The sequence below is a fragment of the Lactobacillus sp. XV31L genome (assembly GCF_059900865.1).
The window spans coordinates 1-1,970 of record NZ_JBWXGC010000026.1 but is presented as its reverse complement, the minus strand read 5'-3'; the positions used below and the strand labels follow the sequence as shown (position 1 = coordinate 1,970).

Annotated in this window: 1 protein-coding gene and 3 tRNA genes; all 4 read right to left on the bottom strand. The window is 40.5% G+C overall.

The genetic code is table 11. From position 1 onward, the window contains the following. Nucleotides 1-207: 207 nt before the first annotated feature. The 4 genes from AC2JF7_RS08980 to AC2JF7_RS08965 all read right to left on the bottom strand — a co-directional run bounded on the left by AC2JF7_RS08980 (nucleotide 208) and on the right by AC2JF7_RS08965 (nucleotide 1,916). Nucleotides 208-280, bottom strand: a tRNA-Val gene (locus AC2JF7_RS08980). A gap of 199 nt (nucleotides 281-479) precedes the next feature. After that, nucleotides 480-1,427 carry an SLAP domain-containing protein gene (locus tag AC2JF7_RS08975; RefSeq protein WP_500728351.1) on the bottom strand — a complete coding sequence of 316 codons (948 nt, stop codon included), beginning with the start codon at nucleotides 1,425-1,427 and terminating at the stop codon, nucleotides 480-482. A gap of 319 nt (nucleotides 1,428-1,746) precedes the next feature. After that, nucleotides 1,747-1,837: transfer RNA gene (locus tag AC2JF7_RS08970), tRNA-Ser, on the bottom strand. A 6-nt stretch (nucleotides 1,838-1,843) separates the two neighbouring features. Continuing rightward, nucleotides 1,844-1,916, bottom strand: a tRNA-Asn gene (locus AC2JF7_RS08965). Nucleotides 1,917-1,970: the final 54 nt, after the last annotated feature.

The following is a 1,970-nucleotide window of genomic DNA, read 5'->3' as shown; positions in this document are numbered from 1 at the left end:
GGAATGGTGCAATAACCTGCCCCGCAAGATCTTAGCCTACCACACACCCGATGAATTATATGAAAGAAGATTAGATTGCATCTATCAGATCAAGTAGGGTGTTCAACTTAAAATTGCAATTTTCGAATTTTTTCGAATAGTGAGAATACTCAATTCTAATGCCCTAAAACAAAAAGAATGAAGTTGCCTTCATTCTCTTCCGGGTTATGGAGGATATAGGGCTCGAACCTATGACCTCCTGCTTGTAAGGCAGATGCTCTCCCAGCTGAGCTAATCCTCCATTGTGTCGTTATCTCTCGACCACTCTTAAAACTTTACCATAAGATTTTATCCTTGTCTAGATTTTTTCGCAGATTTCTGCAGATTAGCCTAACTTCCACTGCACGCAAAAAACCAATTCCATAAATGAAGTGGGTTTAAGAGCGTTGTTATTATGTCTGCCTGTACATCAGACAGGAGACTATTTGCTTACAATCAGATCAACCAAGCAAGTTGGCTTTTTTAACATAGCGGTTTTTACCAGCAATGTAGTACTTGCTTTTTTTGATTGATATTGCATCGCCATAGGTCCTAATCATGCTATTTTTCTTCAGTACAGACTTATCTAGCCTATGACTGTATTTATTGTAAAGATAGGCATTGTGTCCTAGTTGCATCACTTGGCCATCAATATTGTTTGCGTCAATATATAGACCTTCTGCTAATTCATAATATGTCCTGTTGTTGAGCATTGTCTTGCCAGGAGATTCAATTATTGAACCAGCCGCAACGATTGCTTCATTAGCACGGTTGCCTTGCTTGTTATAAAGGTAGGCATTGTGCATGACTTTTTGAGTAACCGCAGAAATGGAATTTTCTTTGCTAGTAGCTGGATTATAGCTAGTAGCTTTTAAAGCCAAGCTGGCAAAGTTAGCTGCTTTGACAAAGCGACTGCGTGCAATAATATAGTATTTTTGCCCACGAATCTGGACTGGTGCTCCATAAGTATCAACTAGCCTGCCTCGTCTGATTAACTTAGTGTTTTGAATATGCCTGCCATGCTTATCATAAACAAAGGCATCATGCTTAAGCTTGAGCTTGGCTGCATCAACGTTGCCTGCCGCAATATAATACTTCTCTCCGTTATTTAGCGGGCTTGTAACCAGATAAAAAGCTCTATCATTAATTATTTCTTTACCATAAACAGTCAAAAGCGAGTCAAATTTTAAAGTAAGCTGATTCGCTTTCTTGCCCTGGTCATCATAAAGGTAGGCATTGTGCTTGAGCAGCACCTTTTGAACGGAGGTTGTTGGCTCAGCTTGACTAGCGTTAGTTGAGTTCGAACCAATTGAAGGGGTTGAAGGGCCTGATTGCTGAGGATTCGAAGGCACAATTGGTGGTACCACAACGTTAGTATCGGCATCACTTGCAGAATTGTAGTTAGACATTAATTCTGCAGATGTCCAACCATTCCTGCCAGCAATCTTGCCCTTAGGCTGACTAATTTATCGCCTAATAGCAGTATCTTTAGCCTGCTTAAGCCCTGCAGCATATCCTTCGGTCCTTCACTATATAGAGATATGGTATACCACCGCTTAATGTTTGACTACAATTCTTCAGTCTGGTGCCCTTAGAGATTAATATGGCGATCATTTTCGCTAACTGCATACACAAACTAGTGAACCAGATAGTTCTTTAGTTATTAATTATTTTTACATAAAAAAACCTGTCAAACATTCATCTGACAAGCTCTTTTGATATTAATGACGGAGTGTGAGAGATTTGAACTCTCGATACAGGATTAAACCCGTATACATGATTTCCAATCATGCTCCTTAAGCCACTCGGACAACACTCCAATATACTCCGGCTGTCAGACTCGAACTGACGACATCTTGATTAACAGTCAAGCGCTCTACCAACTGAGCTAAGCCGGAATATTAAAAAAGCACGGCAACGTCCTACCCTCGCAGGCAGTCTCCCACCAACTA

Bases quoted from the DNA above. Each gene is read 5' to 3' on its own strand.
- AC2JF7_RS08975 (WP_500728351.1), bottom strand. From the start codon at position 1,427: ATGTCTAACTACAATTCTGCAAGTGATGCCGATACTAACGTTGTGGTA.